Here is an 18,715-nt window from a genome sequence, read left to right as displayed (position 1 = left end):
GTTCCCACTACCAATACACTTTCCATCTTTTAACAACACATCCGGCATAGCAAACCTCTTAGCTAAATTTTATTGATCGATAGGGTCAATGATCATTTCTGATAAAAACAACGTACGATCAAGAAATGGAACCTGATCTTCCAGTGGACGCTGGACGAAACAACCTTTACTGGTGCGAACATACGATGTATTAATATATTCTTGATCCTCAGGGCACATGACCTCACAAATAACGGGGTCATCATGACTCAGAACACGCTCTATTGCTTCATTAAGATCTACAGACGTTTCCACTTTTTCATAATGAAGACCAAAACACAGAGCCACTTTTGAAAAATCTGGACATGACACCCCATTATCCGCATCGGTGCCAATTGTGCGCGTTCTAAATAAATCGACCTGCCGTTTTCTGATTACCGCGTAACAATTATTATTAGCTACAATGATTTTAATAGGCAACTGGTGGTGGGCTATTGTTTGCAACTCCTGCAAATTCATCATAATCGAGCCATCACCAATCACCGTAACCACTTGCTTATGGGAGCTTAATAGGCACCGATAGCCGCGGGCAACGCGTAGCCCATAGCCCCTTGAGAAGCAGGATGTAAGCATTTTTGTTGTTTCTGGAACGAGATCGTTGTCGGTAAAATCAACTCTTCCAAGCCTGAGTCAGTCACAAAAACTGCGTCATCAGCCAAATGTTCCGAAAGTACATCAGCTAAATAGTACAGATCGATCTTGTCGTTTTTTGTATATTTTTCTTCGCACTTGGGAAATATTTTTTTGTAATGAAGGCATTTTTCAGCCCAATCACTCCAGGTAACAACAATGTTTCTCTGATTGATTTTTTCTAAAAAAACTCTCGCGTCAGATAATATTAACTTTTCAACTTTCAGGTTATCTTTGCGAAATTCGTTTTCATCGATATCAACAGCAACAATACGCGCCGCACGAGCAAATTTTTCCGGATTAGATCCCGTAGTCATTGATGTCATACGAGCGCCAATGATGACCAATAGATCAGAATTTTGCATAGCAAAATTTGCAGCCCGGTTGGTTGCCATTGTTCCTACAGAACCAATGGATAATTGATGCTCGGACTTATAAATATCTGTGGCTGATGCGCAATATAAAACAGGAATCGACGTTTTTTCGATGAAATCACTGAAAAGTGATTGTGCTCCCGCTGAGCGAACACCGCTGCCAATGACCACAACAGGCCGCTGAGCGCCAGCTAACGTTTCGCACAGCCAATCAATATCTTCATGTGAGGCACTTAATTTAGCCTCAGTGGGTGTATAACGCTCAAGCTCCTCTTCCTAAACGCGCATATTCTGAATATCTAAAGGGATATCAATCCAAACAGGTCCTTTGCGTCCATGCTGGGCCATATAAAGCGCTTTATCCATTTCCACTGCAATTTGGGTTGGATCATCGATCATTACCGCATATTTGGTAATTGGTTTTACCAAACTAATGATGTCTGCTTCTTGCTGACCATAGGTTCGTATGGGTAATCCTGTATAACCAACTGTTTCTTTTAAAGTATTCTGCCCGGAAATAATGACCATGGGAATATCATCTTGCCAGGCACATAGCACAGGGGTTATCGCATTCGTCGCCGCACAACCGGTTGATACCAAACAAGCCCCTAATACCCCATTAACTTGGGAATAGGCCATGGCGGCGTAAGCACCAGCCTGCTCATGGTGAACGCAAACACAGTTAAGTTCCTGATGCTTAGCTGCGGCATCAGATAAATACAGGACACCTCTACCGGTCACCATAAATAGATCGTTCACACCCGATTGGTGCAGCCGTTGCATCACATAATCAGAGACGCGCATAATGAGAAACTCCTACGAAATAAAATCTACTTTGGAAGGTATAGGTTTAGCGTATCAGGCACAGCAACAACCAACTCAACCTGACAAACAACCTCACCATTGATAAACCCAGTAGATTTCCCTTTCGCAATCCCTCTGGAATAAGAATCAAGTTCAGCCACAATATCCAAACGTTTTCCTGGAATAACCTTCTGTTTAAAATTTGCATTTTTAACAGACAAGAAACCTGTCTTCTTCCCTTTATTCTCTGGTTTTGTTAAGAAAGTCATCAAAAACACTTGTGTCAGCGTTTCGATAAGAATAAAACCAGGAACAACAGGCTCGTCCTCAAAATGAGCGGGGAAAAACCACTCATTGTAAGTAAAGTTTTTAAATCCCCGAGCACTTTTACCAGGAATGGCTTCTTCAATAGCATCAACAAAAAAACAAGGAAAACGATTTTGTTGATATTTCTGGATCTCTAAAGGCCCAAGATCGCGCAGAATACTGATGTCACTCATCGCTGTCTCACTTAAATTTCAACATTATACTTCTTAAGTATTTCAATTCCTTTTTGGAAGGAACTCAAATCAACGATGTCATCTGTATCAAGCATAATGCCAAAGTCGTCTTATAATGCAGCAACCAACCCCATGTGACCGACTGAATCCCACGCTTCGATAGATTGATACTTAAGTTGTTCAATGCCATTTTCATTCTCCATATCAAACGTTGTAACAAATGCAGATTTATATTTTTCAAAATTAGACATGATAACCTCTATATTGTACTTTACTTAAAATCAATCTTCGTTTTTTATAAATTTAACCCACTCAGAGATCAGCCCATCTCTTGATTGGATACAGTCAGGTGTTTTATATAAAGTAACACCACCGTTTATCGTATCGGACAGATCCAGCTTACAACTCGCAACCGAAAGAAACGAAAAGCGTACTATTATTTACTTTACCAAACATTTGGTCGCAATAATTAACCAGCACAGATGTGCCACCACAGTTTCCATATTTAGAAAATGTTTCAGCTGAAGCTTTATCTTTGGGTAACCCAGCATGGTTAATAATAGTTCTAACAATTTGTCCATTCACCTGATGGATAGCAAAAAAATCAATTTCTTGGTAGCTACTTTTTGCATATTCAATAACTTTACTGATCGAGTCAGGTGCATTATCTATAGCAAACTTAAAAACATCACCACCTTGCATCACCGAGTCTGACAAGTGATACGGGTTTCCAACAGGATCCATGATTTCCAAATCTACAATATCACGTTGAACAGGCAGTCTAAAACCCCCCGCTGGCGTGACAATTTTTGCCTAAACTTTTTAGGTAAAAAAACGATTCATATTCTTTGTCAGAGCGGTCAACTAAGATAGTGGCTCCCGCATCGCCAAACAACATATTTGCGTTTCTGTTTCTTACATTTGTAATAAGACTACTTGAAGAACTTTCAAGTACTAAACATTTTTTTGATGCCCCGCTTTCAACCAGAGAATGCGCCAACCACAGCGCATAGATAGCATCGGTACATCCCAGGCCACTGGTGTCGAAACACGCACACTCCTCAGATAGCCCTAACTTCCCCTGAATAATACATGCATCTGAGTTTCCGATATAATCATGGTTGATAGATGCCATAATGAGAGTATCAATCTCATTGACATCAACATCCATCTTTTCTATCAGCACTCGCGCAGCCGCCTCACATAAATCAGCAGCCGTAACGCCATCGGGTACAACATGACGCGTACCCAAACCTAATATTTTTTTATTTCGGCTAAGTTTGGCGGCATCATTTTCATAAAATTTAATTTCATCATCAATATTTTTTGATTTTCTGGCAAAACACAAAAAATAGCAGAAACCTTGGCATGCTTGAACGTTGACAATGACATATCAATGACCTCTCTGATTAAAAACTTCCACAATCTACAACATAATTTTGAGCTGTGATCCAAGCTGACTTATCAGAAAGTAAAAAAATTATCATTTCGGATACATCATCAACTGCTCCGATCCCCATTGGATAATGTTGATGCTCAGTGTTGTATTTTTCTATCATTGCCGTTGTTAAAGGCGTATCTATCGTTGACGGTAAAACACAATTGGCTCTGATTCTAGAGGGGGCCAACTCTTTGGCTATGCACCTTATCGATGCACAAAGCGCGGCCTTACTTCCAGCGTACTCGGTATGTCCCCTGTCACACAACTGTGCTGCGACACTGGACACGAAAACCATAGAACTTCCTGCATTATTATTAACACGGCGATCGGAGAAAGCTTTAGCCATCATCAGCGGTGAGAAATAATTAATCGTTAACGTATCCTTGATACCTTCGTAAGAAAGGCTTCGTAAAGACACAATATCGGAGATGCCAGCACACCACGCCAAGCCCTGCATTTTCCCATAGCGGTCTTTCAAAGATTGAACATAGCTCGACATCGTTTCAATATTTTCAGCCAACTCTTTAACTTCAGAGAAAATATGGTGCGGGAATTGACTCTTTTCTCGCACTTTTTCTAATCGCTCCCGGTTTCTTCCTACAGCAATGACCTTGGCACCTAATGCGTTCAACTTCAAAGTAACTGATTCGCCGATGCCAGATGATGCTCCGGTAACAAGGAATACCTTTCCGCTGAAAAAATCACTCATAGCGTGATATTTGCCATTTTTACAATTTCGCTGAGGTCTTTAATGTTTTTATAATCGGCCATGGTCGTTTTGGCACCGAAATTACGCTCAAGAAATGCCATCATAGCCATGATAGAAAGCAGAATCCCAGTCAGCAAGACTTGGCAGATGAGTGTCCATGCTCAAAACTTCATCCGTCTGCAATAATTCCTGAACTTCTGCTAAAAATTCTTTCTCAGTCATGATTGTCGCTCCAATTATCATCAATTATTTACTTTAACTGCCGGATTACCGGACATATAGCAGTTATTACCACAGCCCTTATAAACTACAGACATAGGAACTATCGTATTTTCGTTTCCAATACGTTATTTAGGAAGTAAAACTGAAGAGGTTGCAATAATATTTTCACTTCCAACCTTAACATTTCCAAGGACACGGACGTTAGGCGATATAAAATTAAAATCACCAATAATAGCATCATGCCCAACTTCGACACCGCCATTAAATAAATTTCCGTTTCCAATATGAACATTGGTTGATATCAAAGTTCGTATGGCTAAAATATTACCATCACCAAGCACACTGTGTGGAAATAAAATACATGACGGATCAATAATATTTGGCATTTTCACGCAGCGGTTCTTAAGATAAGTATATATACTTTTTCTTATAGCAGGCTTTGCTACGCCGATCACCGCACAATCGTTTTCCTCAAATACAAAACCATCTACGTCACAAACATACAACTCCTTGTATTCTTTATAATTTTCAGGATTGCCGTATCCATTATGTCCGAGAAAACCACCAAATTGGATTTTTTCATCCGCTTGCATCATCCGATCTATATATGAATAGACTTCGCGAGCCAGACCATCACCACCAACAATAAAAATACGATTCATATAATCATTCCATACCAAAAAGACAAAAAAGCGAATATATAGCGCTAATCGTCTCCAGCTGTTGCATTTTTGATTAGTGAGATGATTTTTTCCTGCTCCTCTATCTCTAAATCAGGATAGATAGGAATGCACAGTACAGAATTGGCAATACTGACAGACTCAGAGAGATCTCCCCTTTTATGCATCTTATACATAGGAAAATCACTGATCAGGGGGTAGAAATAACGGCGAGCAAAAACACCTGCAGCTTTCATTTTGTTGTAGAGTGCGTCTCTGCTACAAGGGTAGCGATTGTCTATAAATATAGGAAAGTACGCATAGTTCCATTCAACATTGTCAGGAACATCAACTATTCTGATACCCTCTATATCAGGTAAGGCATGGCAGTACCTTTCAGAAATGGATTTTCTCAACTCAAGCGCTTTGTCGATATATTGTAACTGTAACAATCCAAACGCTGACTGAACTTCATTCATTTTGCCATTAATTCCAGGTGCCACAACAGTCACTTCATCGGTAAAACCAAAATTCTTAAGGTAATCAATTCGTTTTTTTGTTTTTTCATCAGGACAAATAATTGCCCCACCCTCAATGGTGTTAAACACCTTAGTGGCATGAAAACTCAGTATTGATAAATCACCATGATTAAGAATGCTGACACCCTCTCTTTTGACACCAAAAGCGTGCGCTGCATCATAAATGACCTTCAACTCATAAATATCCGCGATTTGTTGAATACGTTCAACATCTGCGGGTATCCCGTAGCAATGCACTGGTAAAATTGCTGACGTCGCTGATGTGATCAGTTGTTCAATTTTTTCTGGATTGATATTGCACGTTTTAGGGTCGATATCAGCAAATACAGGCGTCAAACCATTCCACAACAACGTGTGTGATGTCGCAACGAAAGAAAAGGGTGTTGTTATCACTTCACCCGTAATGCGTAAAACTTGTAATGCAGTCAGCAACGCTAGGGTACCGTTGGAAAAAACGCTGATGTATTTGACACCCAAATAGTCAGCCAATTGCTGCTCGAACTGCTGGTGAAATGAACCATTGTTAGTTAACCATTTGTTATCCCAGATTTTTTCTAGATACGGGACAAACTCCTCCAAAGGAGGAAGCAGCGGTCTATTGACATAGATATTTTTCACGCTAATGCTCTCCACGATTCTTTCTTATCTTTTTTAGGCACGCTACCGCCCTGGCCTTACGCTACCAGAGAACCACACCACTTTTGCTGGCCCTTACCTTTTGTGCTGTAATTGATGGCGAGTACAGCCATCAATTACATATTGAGATGTCATTGCCAGCATACATCACAACTCAAAGGTCTTTGTCACGTAATAACATTTTGAGCGGTGATTACTCTACTTATCAATACCCGAATGCACATGCTTGCGTAGGTTTACCATCACAGTAATTTATCCAGACGCTTCGCATCATTTGCTCAAAGTACAGTGAGGGCGACCCGCCTTGTTTTTCAATCGCCATGAAGCGAGGCCGTAAGGCCTGCCGGCATTGATTCAGTTCATCAAGCCGAGTTGACCAGCTAATGGCTTGCTCGATGTATTCTTGCTTTGAAGAAGCGACGAATCCGTCTAAGCCCAGTGCGTTTAATGCAGCAACACCTTGCCATGTATGGTAGTTTTCACCCGTCAACATGAGTGTTGGCACCCCCATCCAAAGCGCATAGTTGGTCGTTGTCCCTCCAGAGTAAGGTAAGTATCAAGCAATAAATCAATTTCATGATGTAACGCCAGGTACTCACTTAACGACAGCCTTTCATGAAAAACAAGTTGAGATGATGCTATTCCATAGCTATCAAATTTAGCGCGCAAAATGGCAATGTCTTGTTTACCGGAAAGACCTGCGATAATCATTCGACTATCGGGTACCGACTTGAGTATTTGGGCCCATGCATCGCAAATATAATCATTAAGTTTTTGTATACGATTCATGCTAGCAAACGTGAATCCCCCACGTTTTATAGCAGGTAATTCGTTCACTTCAGAGCTTCAGAGCTATTGTCCACACTTTTAAATTGAAGTTCGCTACGCAGATAAACCAGCTTTTCCACAAATTGTTGTTGGAAGTTTTTCGTTCCCGGAGCCAAATTAAAAATAAGGAAATAGTCCATTGCTGACATTCCTGCGGTGCCAGGACAACCAATCCAACTTATCTGTATGGGAGCAGGTTTAAACGCAAACATAGACAAGCGATTATGCGCAGTATGACCAGAGAGGTCAAACAGAATATCAATCTGTTCCTCATGGATTAGCTCAGCTAACTCTATACCGCTCTTGCGATACACAGCGTGCCATCCGTCAGCTGTTTGCTCAAAGGACTGAGTAATATTGTCGTACTTATTTGATGACGCAAAGCCATAAAGCGCAAAGTGCTCCCGATTGATACTCTCCCAAATTGGCCTTAAGAAGTTCGCCACTTGGTGATTCCACAGATCTCCAGAAACAAAACCGACGCGTAATTTACGCCCAGGTTCCAGTGTCCCTTTCGTGATGAACTACCGATGATACTGTTGTGCCCGTTGCTCGACCAATACACCATACCCTCAGTGCTCTGCATAAAGTGACTCGGGCGTTTCCCGTACATCGTGTAGCAGTGTGAAAAGATAGCTACTATATAAATCACAGTCATCAGGAGCAATAGTACACATGCGGCGAAAACAGTCTACAGCTTCACTCATCCGCCCTTGCGAACTGAGCAGGTTGGCCAGATTAGTTTAATATGTTAGGTTCTTCTGGCGCATATTGTTCTGCTTTCCGAACGCAAAATTCAGCTTGGGCCATCTCATTGCTGTCTTTATACAAGGTGCTGAGCATATTCCATGCCCCTGCATTACGACGATCGCAAAGCAATATTTTGCGTACCAAACGCCCAGCATAGTAGTGTCGGTAGCTATACCAAAAGGCATAAGCAGCATCCAGGTATACACTCCAGCTCGTAGCATGCATCGACAATGTTTTCATAAAGGCAGCCAGCCCCTCATCATATGCACCCGTCTTTAAGTTTGTTTGCCCGAGCAGATACCAGCAATACATGTTCGATGGAATTTCTTCGACCAGCGCTTTAGCCTTGCTCCGAGCCGCCGCATAATCATTAATATTGATGAGGTCTCTAATTTGCTGTTGTACCGTTTTATCGACTGGCATAGCATCAGCCACACGTTTACTGTGGTGAGACTTCTTCACTTTTTCTGAATCCGGGCTGATGTATCCCCCGACGCTAGTTTCACTGCAATACATGATCAATGCCCCGAGATAGCGCTCGCTCTTTGATGAACATGCTTGCAGCAGCTGCTGAAAATAATGTTGCCAGGCAGGGACGCTGCCCCACAGCACGCCAGCTATACGTAGACGCTCCATGAACTCGTAGCAATCAGCTTCAAGTGGCAGGTCAGATTTCTGGCATAACAGCAGCCTCAGGTAATCTTGTTCTTGCTGAGTAAAGGTAAACGTAATTTTGTCATGCCAGAGATTGAAAACACCGATAGCGGTATGCGCGGGTACGTTATCCCGCAATAAGGCAGCAACACAAGGTAGGAGCTGTGCTGATGTAGATGAGCTACTATTATAACGCCCTTGTTCCTGGCTAAAGTGCAATCCATCGATTCCACTGCGAAAAAGCATTGTAAGCGCATCCAACACATCCTGCTGATGCTGCTTATCTTCTTTATCATATTCTGGTGCTCGGGTATTAAACACCAATTGATCAAAATTGACACTGTGGGGCCAGGCATCACTGATCACATCCATCATGTTCAGCGATAAGTCATGATTGATATGCACAACAACACCACTGCCAGAATAATGCGCATTGGCCACATGGCCTTCGTTAGTTACATCGCTGAAAACTCCCCACCCAATGAAAATGAGTCAACCGCGCTAAATCAGGCGTTGGTAGAATTTCCGTTGCGCGCCGTTCAGGCACTAGCAAACTAAAACGATGGCTACGTCCAACAGCAAAATCCAGGTATTGCTGGCCCAGCAACTTGTTATCACCCGGGCATATTGCATTATGCAGTTTCTCAACGTCACCACCATAATATCCCGCAATCTCGGTATGAGGCAGAAGATCCCCTACATAAGCAAATCCAGCACCGACAGCCATAACATGAAAATCCAGTAGATAGCATGGCTCATTCAAGCCCTGAAGATACCTCAGACTCAATGCTAAATCGGAGCTGGTTTCAGCGTGTTTGACCAGCTCACGCATTGGTTCACTTAATGTATTTTTTGCAGCCAGTCCCAGAGACATGAAAGTTAGCATCGCACAAGCACTATCAAGTTGTTCTGCTGGCGTTTGCGCCAGGCTGCTATGCAATTGCAGCGCATCCTGCAATACTTCAGCAACCTTATAACCGGGATAAGTACTCCACGCCAAGCAAGCTATCCCTTTGGGAGTTAAATGCAGCTTAACCCACTCTAATAGAGCCGAGCGCATTGCATTATTGATCGTAGAGAAATAACCATGAATGATGATGTAATCAAATTCCCCTAAATCACTGTTTAATAATTCATCAATTCCCGCGGTCGCCAACTGAAGATTTGGCACTGACATTGTGCGTAATGCATGTTGTCCTTGGCTAATCAGCGCATCATCCAGATCAATACCAACCGCCTGACTCTTTTCATAAGCAAGTACAAACGGCAGTATGTTATCCCCTGCACCACAGCCCAATTCAAGTACTCTGGCTTTTTCTACTGCAGGCGTATGGATACTGTACAAATAGGCCGCCGCCTTGATATGTACTGGCGATGCATATGACGTTTCAATTTGTGGGCGATGCACTGTCTCATCAGCAACATTAACAGGGTCAACAGAATTATCTTGCATATTAAGTGGATATCCTTAATTCATTAGTCCAATCGCTTTACGGTGGCATAGCTGCTCAATAGTAACTATTGATCCGCTGAGTAAGGGTGCCCGACTGAAAAACTCTCAGGTTCCAGCCCTAAACAATAACGCCGCCAACATTCACGCCACATCTGCCCCACGCAGTCTGAAATCGATACCTTACCAGTACCATCGCTAGCCGCTTTTACACGATCGCGCAAGCTAAGACGAATGGCATTGAGTTCGTTAGTTTTACTCGACCAAAGCACAGCTTTTTCGATGAATTCGTCTTTACTGTATCCAATAAACGCCGACAATCCGAAAGACTGCATAATGGATGCCACCTGACGTGATACCAGTGTCTCACCGGCCAGTGAAATGGCTGGTACCCCCATCCATACAGCATGATTTGTGACAGTGCCGCCGGTAAATGGGAAAGTATCTAACAACAAATCGACGTCATTATGCGCCTGAAAGTAATGTGCTAAGCTCATGTTTTCAAATAGCTTAACTCGATTGATATCAATACCTCGGCGGTGCAAGTTCTCAAGTATGTGAGCCCAAATAGCGCTCGGCATGTTGCCAATACGCATTCTTGACGTTGGAACGCGTTTTAATATCTCCGCCCACGCATCTAACACATCATCATTGACCTTATTCGGGCGGTTGAAACTGCCAAAGGTGAAATAGCCGTTCTTAAGTGCGGGCAATGGGTTGACGGGGATCGTGGCTTCCTTGTTGTCAAAACTATTCGGCAGAGAAAGGTAGATCAATTTTCCCGTAAATTGCGCCTCAATTAAGGGATCTTTCGCCACAGGGAAAATAGTCGCGTAATAATCCATTACAGGCAATCCCGTGGTAGCATGATAGCCAACCCAAGAAATTTGTATCGGCGCAGGTTTTAACGCAAAGGTACTTAACCGGTTGTACCCGGTATGCCCAGAAAGATCGATCAATATATCAATCTTATCCGTCTTTATCATTTCGGCTAATTCAATTGGGTTGACATGTTGAATATCTCGCCAGGCATCTGCGGTTGCTTCGAAGTGATCCGTACCCGCATTGCACAAATAGGAGGGGCTGTTGTTGTAGCAGTATAATTCAAACTGTTCCCGATCTAACTTATCCCAAATCGGTGTGAAGAAAAAGCCCGCAGGATGCCAATCTCTAAGGTCACCAGATACAAAACCGATACGCAGTTTCCTATCGAAAGATTTATCGAGAGGTTGATAACCTTCGAACGTCTGATGCGCTGCCCATGCCATTTCGCCTTTGGCATAGGCTAAATGACAATCCATAAGCTCTTGGGCAGTCGCATTTTTACTGTGAGAAAGAATAAATGCTAATTGGCTGTAGACATAGTAATCAGAAATCGGATCTCTTATCGTTTTACGTAGAAACGCAATTCCCTCATCGGTCTTTGCCTGTTCGCAAAGGCATCCCCCCAATAGACCAACGATTTGCTGACTATTTGGCACTAATGCCATCGCCTGTCGTGCACAGTATTCGGCATGATCTAATGTTTTACTCTCTTTATGTAAGAGTCCAAGCAAAAACCAATCTGGCGAGCTTTTCCGGTTACAGCGCAAAATTGCACGGGCTAACCGCCCAGCAGTCCAAAACACTCGGTGTTGGTAGAGCGCCATAGCCAACCCTGAGTAAACAAATAAACTCGTTGAGTTATAAGATAATATACGCGTTAGCATCAGTGCAGTTGATGCATCATCCGCAACCCGCCGATAAAATCGTGATAAATAATAACAACCATTTATAGTTTTCAGAAGTCGCTCTCGTTCATGCTCTACCAGCGCGATCGCTTTTTCATTTTTACTTTTAATCAGAAGACTATTGATTTCAACAACCAACTTACCATCTATCGAGTCTTCATCCTGATTCGCAGCGTTTGTATCTGTTTCATTGGCCAGGAGTTCAAAGGTGCGAGTATAGAATCCCCCTGCCGAAACATCGCTGGAGAACAGTAATAACGCACAAGGTACTCGATTAAGATCAACCAATTCGGCATTGCGCGCGACCTGCTGATAATAGCGTTTCCAGCCCAGTGCAGATGCATTTAACACGCCTTTATGGTGAAGGCTGTCAACCAACGTTCGGTTGGTTGCTGTAAGGGTTAAGCTTGGAAGTAACAGTTGTTCCCGTTCTTCTTCCGTAAGCCCCACCACTTCTTGCCACAGATTAATCACAGACAGCGATCCTGGCGCACTCTGCAACTGGAGCTTAACACTCTCGCTGGCTGCAACTTGGTGCTCATTGCACAAACTGTGGCGATCTTTGTCCAACTGAAAATGGAGGCTTGAGATGCCTTTATTCAGCAATGCTTTCAGGGCATTGATTATTTTCTTCTCAAGATCGGCCGAAAAAGGCGATTCTGGATCATCATCTGGCAATCGATAATGAAAGACGAGTTGGTCAAAGCTGACACTATACGGCCAAGCATCTCCGAGGGTGTCAAGGATACACATCGCCAGAATATTGTCTGTAGAAACAGCGACACTATCATGACTGGCGAGCGAGTTATGAATAACACGAAGATCGGAAGTCTGACGGCGGAACCCTCCAGCCCAACGCATATCCGCCAATCGGGAATAATCAATCTGTTCAGATACTTCTGGAGCCCTACTCTGCGATACCAATAAACTAAAACGCTGACTACGATTTACTGCAATATCCAAATATTGCTGACCCATCACCTTTCCACATCCAAAGGCGATATCCTGCCACCGCTCATCTAACGCTTTATTGTAAAAATCGGGCGTTTCTGTTTCAGGCCTCACATCACCCACGTAGGCCAAACCGCAATTTTCGATACGGTTATTAAATTCGACTAAATAACTGGATTCGTTTTTGCTTTCCAGAAAATAGTGTATGAATAAATCGTCTGACAGTGCATTCGCTTTCTTCAGAGGTAAGCCAAGACTGCTTTCGGTAGCAGTTGACATCGGGGATACCTGATTAAGCCAAGACAACATCGCTTTTCCCTGCTCGACTTGCTCGGTAAAATTTTCTCCCCGACAACTGTGAAGTTGGATCGCATCGCGTAGTGCCTCCATGGATTTAGCTCCGGGCTGGCAAAACCAATCTAGAGCAATAATGCCTTTCGCACTCAACTTTTGTTGAAAAAACGCCAGCAAGAGATCGGTCACCTCATTGGCAAGCAGAGAAAAGCTCCCATGAACAATGATGTAATCAAAATTCTCCCACGAGTTGCCCAGTAATGCCTCCAGAGACAAACTGTAAAGATGTAGGTTGGTCGGCAACAGGATATCTGCATTTTTCTGTTTTTCAGGGAGAGGCTCTGATGCTAATTCGACCCCAACGATCTGCGCAGAAGGGTAAGCGGAGGCAAAAGGCAGTAAGTTTAATCCGTCTTCACACCCAAGCACTAAAGTACGCGAATATTCAGCAGGCACAGTGTCGATGCCGTACAGCCACGAAACAGCCCGAATATGTTCAACCGAACCATAGACTCGTTCCATTGGGGTTGGAGCAATGTCCTCAGCCGTGGTGTTCTTTACGTCACTATTGTTCTTGTTGTCCAACTTACTGTCTAAAGCCGCCATTTGACCAACTCCCAATTAAACCAATCTGTGGACTATCAACCTTGGTACACGCACAATCCAGCAAGGACGTTATTCTTCTAGCCGTTTATCCGGCACTAACGTAAAAAATAAAAACTTGTGCTTTTAAACAAAAAAAGCCAGCCCGGAGACTGGCTTTGAAAACTGAGTATAGCAATTAACGCAGCAGAGACAGAACAGTCTGCGGAACCTGGTTGGCTTGGGCCAATACAGCAGTACCAGCCTGTTGCAGAATCTGGTTTTTGCTCATGTTAGACACTTCGGTCGCCACATCAGCATCTTCAATACGGCTACGTGCAGCAGTCAGGTTAGTTACGGTGTTGTTCAGGTTATTGATGGTGGATTCAAAACGGTTCTGAATCGCACCCAGATCACTACGTTGCGTATCAACGGCTTTCAGTGCAGCGTCAACATCAGCCAATACGGTAGTATCCAGAACGTCAACACCTTTCGCGCCAACTTGACGTTGACCAGCAGCAGTACCGGTACCGGAAACAGTAACCTGACCACCAGAAGCAGCGGCAGAACCAGCGGAATAAAATTTGTTCCAGCCAGAGTTGCCTTTCAGGGTGATGCTGATAGTTTCTCTATCGTTAGCACCGACCTGGATGGAAATAGACGTATCAGCACTGGTTTTGGACAGCACTTTGATACCGTTGAACTGAGTCTGAGAAGCAACGCGGTCAATTTCTTCCAAACGTTGGTTAACTTCAGACTGGATGGAGTCGATGTCAGATGCAGAGTTAGTACCATTCCGCGCCTGAACAGACAGTTCACGGATACGTTGCAGGTTGTTGTTGATTTCGTTCAGAGAACCTTCAGCAGTCTGCGCGATTGAGATACCGTCGTTGGCGTTACGAGCAGCCTGAGTCAGACTTTTGATGTTCGCGGTGAAACGGTTAGCAATCGCCTGACCAGCAGCATCATCTTTAGCGTTGTTGATGCGATAGCCTGAAGACAGACGTTCAATAGCTGTCCCCAGTGCGGACTGAGATTTATTCAGGTTATTTTGTGCTACCAGAGACAGGCTGTTAGTGTTGATCACTGCCATAGTTGTATTCCTTTCTCAATTCAAGTCAGTTAGGGGGGACAGCGTCTGCCGCCCACGGTTTCATCACCGTCCTACCTGATATCGGCGCTCCTTTCAAAAGCTTTAATGATTTTTTAAAATTTCCTTCGAGGTGGATTACTGATTAAAATACGCTGTAGCGGATGCCATCGTGCCATCTCAGTTCTACTGAAAGATTATACTAAACTTTGTTCATTATTTGCCGATAAGCTTCTAGAAGGCATTAACCTATTCATAAGGAATTACCATGGCAAGCATCAGCTTCACAGGTTCCACCAGCGAAATGAGCGATATTCTTTCGCAATTAACAACCAATGAACAGACTCGCTTAACCCCGGTAAAGGCACAACAAACGCTTTAAGAAAACCGAGATAAAGCCTTTGACACCCTTAAGAGTGCACTAGAAAAGCTGAACACTGCCGCAGAAGCATTGACCAAAGCAAGCAGTATCAATAAAACCAGTGTCAGCAGCACCAATACCGCCTTCACTGCAACAACGGATAGCAAAGCAACTAACGGCAATTACAGTGTAGAAGTGAAGACACTTGCTACCGCGCAATCCTTGATCTCGGGTGAATTTGCCAGCAATACAGCACAGCAGGGATCAGCGACAAAAAACAATACCCGGACCCTAACTATCAGCCAGCCAGGTCAGGATAAACCACTTGAAATCAAACTGACCGATGACCAAACATCATTAGTGGGCATCCGTGATGCAATTAATAAGGCTAATGGCAATGTTGGTGCGAGTATCATCAAAGTGGATGACGATACTTATTATTTGTCTATCACGGCCAAAGACACTGGCACCGATGCCAAGATGACTATCAGCGTCACCGGTGATGGCACGCTGAATGGCAAATTGAATTATACCTCCGATACAGGTGCTGGCAGTGGTGCAATGACGCAGCAGACTGCCGCGCAAAATGCATCAATAAAGCTCAATGGCATGACGATTGAGCGTCAAAGTAACACATTTCTGACGCTATTGACGGCGTTACACTAATCTTGAAACCCCAAACAGCGACGAACTCATCAGAGACATTATCAATCGCCAGTGATATTGCACCGATGAAGACAGCCGTTCAAAATTACGTCGATGCGTACAATGCACTGCAGACGACAATTGGTACCTTGACCAAATACACAGAGGTAGATTCTGGTTCTGATGCACAAAGCACCAGTAACGGTGTATTGCTTGGTAACAGTACTGTCAGAGGTATCCAGACCTCACTGAAAACACAAATCTCCTACGCTCAGAGCGGTATGGATATCAGTACGCTTAACGAAATGGGTGTTAAACAAAACCCCAAAACCGGCATGCTTGAGATTGATAGCGATAAGCTAACAACTGCACTGACAGATAATTCCAGTCAGGTATTAGATTTCTTCGTTGGCGATGGAAAAACCACCGGCTACGCTACACAAGTCACTAATTATTTAGACAACGTTCTTGATTCCAGCAAAGTGGCAATCCAAACCGCGAAAGACAGTATTGCAGCGACGCTGAAAACCATTAAGAAAACCTACGATCTCACTCAGCAAAGTATCGAAGATACTATTGCGCGCTATAAAGCACAGTTTGCCCAGTTGGATACGTTGGTTTCTAAAATGAATAGCACCGGCGATTATCTGACAACACAACTCGCTGCCTTAAACAAAAGGTAGTTAATGGAGAAAGTCACTGATGTACAGCAGAAACGGCAGCCAGGCCTATGCCCAAGTTGGCCTGGAAAGCAGTGTGATGAGCGCCAGCCCACATCAGCTCATTGTTCTGCTTTTTGACGGTGCGCGCAGTGCGTTGGTCCGTGCGCGGATTTTATTACAGCAGAATGATATTGCTGGTAAAGGTTACGCTTTATCCAAAGCTATCGATATCATCACGAATGGCCTTAAAGCGGACTTAGACATAGAAAAAGGCGGTGAGTTGGCAGAGAATCTTGCAGCCCTTTATGATTACATGGTTCAACGTTTAATGATTGCCAACTTGCATAATGATGCAAAAGTTATCGACGAAGTTGAAACATTGCTTAACAGCATCTCTGATGCCTGGCGCCAGATTGGCCCTACACCGCAAGCGGTACAGAGCGGAGCAGCATAAATGACAACGCCTTCGCAACTGCTAAAGGATTATCAGCAGCTTCAGCTACTGAGCCGACATATATTGGCTCTGGCTAACAACGGCGCATGGGATGAAGTGGTCGAACAAGAGATTATCTACATCCAGTCGGTGGAGAATCTGAGCAAGATGCCGATCCCCGATAATCTGGACAGTGTGATGCGGTTGCAATTTCGCAAAATTTTGCGAGAAATCGTAGAAAGTGAAGCGCAAATAAAAGAGTTACTGCAAAAACGCATGGATGAGCTGAGTTCATTAATGCAAACGTCAGTTAAGCAGCATAGTGTCAATGCAGCCTACGGTGAATTCTCACCCCAAGGTGTTATTCCTGGCAATATTAATCCTCAAGAGTGACGGTGCCGGGGCAATTTGCCGCATGCAATAAAAAACCATTCTGACGTCGTCGGAATGGTTTTTTTACACTGAAGCCTACCAACTCGATTTAGCCAGATACCGGCTCAGACGGAAAGACTCATTATTTCCTGATAAGCAGCAACCAGCTTGTTACGTACCTGGATACCCATTTGCATATTGATTGAGGATTTCTGTAAATCCACCATCACATCATTCAATTCAACGCCAGGTGTACCCAAGGTGAACTTTTGCGCTTGCTCACGTGCGGCTTGTTGAGTGCCACTAATGTTATCCAATGCAGACTCTAGCTCACTCGCAAAACCAGGTTCGATAGTCGGTTTAACGCCAGGATTGTTCCCCGCTTGTAACGCGGTAGCCTGCAATTGCTGCACTACGCTCTCAATACCTTGAACTGACATTGTCTCTCACCTTTTCCGACAGGAATGCCCCACAACAGCACCATCTTTCGCAAATGATTTTGCGACAAGGGGCTTATTGCCCCACTTTTCCTAATCGCACAAAAACCACCCAATTAACACAGTGCACTAAACTACCATATCAGTCTTATCCTAAAAGGCGTAAAAGACGGGGAAAATGCCACCTTATCGGAGCATCGTTTTTGCCGTTACGGAAAATAATACTATGCTGACAAAAGTAGGTGCACGTATTAACGATTGCGCAATCAGGGAGTGCTGTTTTGTTACGTACCAACGTTAATTTTATCGCTCAACAACCAAGCAGAGGACGAGTATGAACGCCGCAACCGGTTTTATGTCCGGTGGAAAAGGGTTTGGCGAGATACTCAACCGCTTGCGCGCCAATCCTAAAATTCCCCTGTTAGTTGCGGCGGCCGCTGCAATTGCAATTGTTGTCGCTATGGTACTATGGGCAAAAGGCCCTGATTACCGGGTGCTCTACAATAACGTCAATGACCGTGATGGTGGAGCCATTGTCAGCGAACTGACAAAAATAAATATCCCTTACCGATTTGCTGAAGGTGGCAGTGCAATCCTGATCCCTTCAAAAAACGTGTATGAAACCCGTTTACGCCTGGCTCAACTGGGACTTCCCAAAGGCGGGGCGGTTGGTTTTGAATTGCTCGATCAGGAAAAGTTTGGCATCAGCCAATTTAGCGAGCAGATCAACTATCAGCGGGCGCTAGAAGGCGAACTGTCACGGACCATTGAAACGCTCGGACCCGTGCAAACAGCACGAGTGCATCTGGCGATACCTAAGCCCTCACTGTTTGTTCGCGAACAGAGGGCACCCTCTGCGTCCGTAACGTTGAACTTGCAACCTGGCCGTGCCTTGGATGAAGGGCAAATCAACTCCATCGTCT

22 protein-coding genes and 1 pseudogene are annotated in these 18,715 nt (G+C 43.9%); 4 read left to right on the top strand and 19 right to left on the bottom strand.

Features of this window, described 5'->3' with window-relative positions:
• Positions 1–69 precede the first annotated feature (69 nt).
• The 18 genes from JZM30_RS21960 to JZM30_RS21880 all read right to left on the bottom strand — a co-directional run bounded on the left by JZM30_RS21960 (position 70) and on the right by JZM30_RS21880 (position 14,885).
• Positions 70–612, bottom strand: a complete 543-nt coding sequence (locus JZM30_RS21960) for a thiamine pyrophosphate-dependent enzyme (RefSeq protein WP_252321329.1) — start codon at positions 610–612, stop codon at positions 70–72.
• Positions 546–1,250 carry a hypothetical protein gene (locus JZM30_RS21955; protein ID WP_286673720.1) on the bottom strand — a complete coding sequence of 235 codons (705 nt, stop codon included), beginning with the start codon at positions 1,248–1,250 and terminating at the stop codon, positions 546–548. Before JZM30_RS21955 ends, JZM30_RS21960 begins: the two co-directional genes overlap by 67 nt.
• A gap of 69 nt (positions 1,251–1,319) precedes the next feature.
• Positions 1,320–1,847, bottom strand: coding sequence for a thiamine pyrophosphate-binding protein (locus JZM30_RS21950; RefSeq protein WP_252321327.1), 528 nt, complete (start codon positions 1,845–1,847; stop codon positions 1,320–1,322).
• 26 nt (positions 1,848–1,873) lie between these two features.
• Positions 1,874–2,347, bottom strand: a complete 474-nt coding sequence (locus tag JZM30_RS21945; protein ID WP_252321326.1) for a 3-hydroxyacyl-ACP dehydratase FabZ family protein — start codon at positions 2,345–2,347, stop codon at positions 1,874–1,876.
• A 110-nt stretch (positions 2,348–2,457) separates the two neighbouring features.
• Positions 2,458–2,598, bottom strand: a complete 141-nt coding sequence (locus JZM30_RS21940; RefSeq protein WP_252321325.1) for a hypothetical protein — start codon at positions 2,596–2,598, stop codon at positions 2,458–2,460.
• A gap of 148 nt (positions 2,599–2,746) precedes the next feature.
• On the bottom strand, positions 2,747–3,091 hold the full coding sequence (locus JZM30_RS21935) for a 3-oxoacyl-[acyl-carrier-protein] synthase III C-terminal domain-containing protein (protein ID WP_252321411.1): 345 nt from the start codon (positions 3,089–3,091) through the stop codon (positions 2,747–2,749).
• A gap of 37 nt (positions 3,092–3,128) precedes the next feature.
• Positions 3,129–3,695 (bottom strand): beta-ketoacyl-[acyl-carrier-protein] synthase family protein, encoded by a 567-nt coding sequence (locus tag JZM30_RS21930; RefSeq protein ID WP_252321324.1) that lies wholly within the window; start codon positions 3,693–3,695, stop codon positions 3,129–3,131.
• Between the two features lie 61 nt (positions 3,696–3,756).
• The gene (locus JZM30_RS21925) at positions 3,757–4,497 is read right to left on the bottom strand and encodes an SDR family NAD(P)-dependent oxidoreductase (protein WP_252321323.1); all 741 of its coding nucleotides are present in this window, start codon (positions 4,495–4,497) and stop codon (positions 3,757–3,759) included.
• Between the two features lie 87 nt (positions 4,498–4,584).
• On the bottom strand, positions 4,585–4,719 hold the full coding sequence (locus tag JZM30_RS23725) for a hypothetical protein (RefSeq protein ID WP_286673713.1): 135 nt from the start codon (positions 4,717–4,719) through the stop codon (positions 4,585–4,587).
• Positions 4,720–4,844: 125 nt separating this feature from the next.
• Positions 4,845–5,381, bottom strand: a complete 537-nt coding sequence (locus JZM30_RS21920; protein WP_252321322.1) for an LbetaH domain-containing protein — start codon at positions 5,379–5,381, stop codon at positions 4,845–4,847.
• A gap of 44 nt (positions 5,382–5,425) precedes the next feature.
• On the bottom strand, positions 5,426–6,535 hold the full coding sequence (locus JZM30_RS21915; protein WP_291831272.1) for a DegT/DnrJ/EryC1/StrS family aminotransferase: 1,110 nt from the start codon (positions 6,533–6,535) through the stop codon (positions 5,426–5,428).
• Between the two features lie 223 nt (positions 6,536–6,758).
• A complete protein-coding gene (locus JZM30_RS21910) occupies positions 6,759–7,046 on the bottom strand; it encodes a hypothetical protein (RefSeq protein ID WP_252321321.1) in 288 nt (95 codons plus the stop codon).
• Positions 7,040–7,390, bottom strand: a complete 351-nt coding sequence (locus tag JZM30_RS21905; RefSeq protein WP_252321320.1) for a hypothetical protein — start codon at positions 7,388–7,390, stop codon at positions 7,040–7,042. Before JZM30_RS21905 ends, JZM30_RS21910 begins: the two co-directional genes overlap by 7 nt.
• Positions 7,387–7,887 (bottom strand): O-linked N-acetylglucosamine transferase family protein, encoded by a 501-nt coding sequence (locus JZM30_RS21900; RefSeq protein ID WP_286673718.1) that lies wholly within the window; start codon positions 7,885–7,887, stop codon positions 7,387–7,389. Before JZM30_RS21900 ends, JZM30_RS21905 begins: the two co-directional genes overlap by 4 nt.
• A 232-nt stretch (positions 7,888–8,119) precedes the next feature.
• Entirely contained in the window at positions 8,120–9,226 is a 1,107-nt protein-coding gene (locus JZM30_RS24130; protein WP_252321318.1) for a tetratricopeptide repeat protein, read from the bottom strand.
• Positions 9,227–9,236: 10 nt separating this feature from the next.
• Complete coding sequence (locus JZM30_RS21890; RefSeq protein ID WP_252321317.1) at positions 9,237–10,238, bottom strand: class I SAM-dependent methyltransferase; 1,002 nt, start codon at positions 10,236–10,238, stop codon at positions 9,237–9,239.
• A 65-nt stretch (positions 10,239–10,303) separates the two neighbouring features.
• The gene (locus tag JZM30_RS21885; RefSeq protein ID WP_252321316.1) at positions 10,304–13,816 is read right to left on the bottom strand and encodes an O-linked N-acetylglucosamine transferase family protein; all 3,513 of its coding nucleotides are present in this window, start codon (positions 13,814–13,816) and stop codon (positions 10,304–10,306) included.
• Between the two features lie 175 nt (positions 13,817–13,991).
• Complete coding sequence (locus JZM30_RS21880; RefSeq protein WP_252321315.1) at positions 13,992–14,885, bottom strand: flagellin N-terminal helical domain-containing protein; 894 nt, start codon at positions 14,883–14,885, stop codon at positions 13,992–13,994.
• A gap of 265 nt (positions 14,886–15,150) precedes the next feature.
• Between JZM30_RS21880 and fliD the strand changes: the two are divergent.
• The 3 genes and pseudogenes from fliD (at position 15,151) to fliT (ending at position 17,376) form a co-directional block, all read left to right on the top strand.
• A pseudogene (fliD, locus tag JZM30_RS21875) lies at positions 15,151–16,571 on the top strand (flagellar filament capping protein FliD).
• Between the two features lie 19 nt (positions 16,572–16,590).
• Positions 16,591–17,004, top strand: coding sequence for a flagellar export chaperone FliS (gene fliS, locus JZM30_RS21870; RefSeq protein ID WP_252321314.1), 414 nt, complete (start codon positions 16,591–16,593; stop codon positions 17,002–17,004).
• Entirely contained in the window at positions 17,005–17,376 is a 372-nt protein-coding gene (fliT, locus tag JZM30_RS21865; protein ID WP_252321313.1) for a flagella biosynthesis regulatory protein FliT, read from the top strand.
• Positions 17,377–17,480: 104 nt separating this feature from the next.
• Here fliT and fliE read toward each other — a convergent pair whose 3' ends face one another.
• Positions 17,481–17,795: a flagellar hook-basal body complex protein FliE gene (gene fliE / locus JZM30_RS21860; RefSeq protein WP_252321312.1), complete on the bottom strand. Its 315-nt coding sequence runs from the start codon at positions 17,793–17,795 to the stop codon at positions 17,481–17,483.
• 331 nt (positions 17,796–18,126) lie between these two features.
• Between fliE and fliF the strand changes: the two genes are divergently transcribed.
• Positions 18,127–18,715, top strand: a 589-nt coding sequence (fliF, locus tag JZM30_RS21855) for a flagellar basal-body MS-ring/collar protein FliF (protein ID WP_252321311.1), incomplete at its 3' end; no start/stop codon positions are given.

The sequence above is a fragment of the Candidatus Symbiopectobacterium endolongispinus genome, assembly GCF_018777385.1.
In the GTDB taxonomy this organism is placed as follows: domain Bacteria; phylum Pseudomonadota; class Gammaproteobacteria; order Enterobacterales; family Enterobacteriaceae; genus Symbiopectobacterium; species Symbiopectobacterium endolongispinus.
The sequence above is the reverse complement of the archived record's forward strand: the minus strand, read 5'-3'. Positions and strand labels throughout refer to the sequence as shown.